1 protein-coding gene is annotated in these 895 nt (G+C 57.1%); it reads left to right on the top strand.

The features are described from left to right. Window positions 1-82 precede the first annotated feature (82 nt). Window positions 83-895 (top strand): IS4 family transposase (locus BVH06_RS25150; protein WP_139315700.1); only part of this gene is annotated, 813 nt, incomplete at its 3' end.

Genomic DNA, 895 nt, shown 5'->3' with positions numbered 1-895 from the left:
GTAATGCTGTTCACTTAAGCATTTGAGTCCAAGCCGGGGTTTCTAGAAAATCCGGTACCAGCTTCCTGGTATCGGATTTTTTATGCCCATTCAGCAGCAATTGCTCGACCTCGGCGATCTCTTCAACTTCTCCGACCTCAGCACCTTCACTCAGAACATTCCTGTTGAATGGGTCGCCAGTGCGCTCAATCTCTCTACTCAAGCCACCATACGACGTCGGCGCCTGCCGAGTGATCAAGTGCTTTGGCTGGTACTGGGCATGGCCTTGTTCCGCGATGAGCCTGTGCATGAGGTGGCCAGACGCTTGAATATCTGTGCTCAAGGCCTGGCTTCCGATCAGTTGCTGGCGCGCAGCGGCGTGACCGAGGCGCGCAAGCGACTAGGTGCAGACCCGGTCGAATCCTTGTTCCGACAGACCGGCAAGCAATGGGGCCGTGAGCGCTACGAAGGCGATGATTGGAACGGTTTGCAAGTGTTCGCGGTAGATGGCGCATTGCTGCGAACGCCCGATTCTCCTGAGCTGAGGGAGCATTTTGGCTCTGGTAATACGGGCACCGAGCGCCAGACACCCTTTCCGATGCTGCGCCTCGTAGCCTTGATGAATGTGCGCTCACACGTGATCCTCGATGCTCAGCTCAGCCCTTATCGGGGCAGCGAGATGCGCTTGGCCGAAACCTTCCTGGGCCAGATTCCGGACAATTCGATCACGTTGTTCGACAAAGGCTTTTGGGGGGCTGATTTGCTGCTGAGCATTGCCGATGGGGGAAAAAATCGACACTGGCTCACGCCGGCTCGCAAGAACCTGGTGATGGAGGAAGTCGAGCGCTACGGCGAGCATGATCGCCGCGTACGGATGAAAGTCTCGCCTCAGGCTCGCAAACGAAACCCGGCTCTG

This window comes from Pseudomonas sp. PA27(2017) (genome assembly GCF_001945445.1).
Classification (GTDB): Bacteria; Pseudomonadota; Gammaproteobacteria; order Pseudomonadales; family Pseudomonadaceae; genus Aquipseudomonas.
The sequence above is the reverse complement of the archived record's forward strand: the minus strand, read 5'-3'. Positions and strand labels throughout refer to the sequence as shown.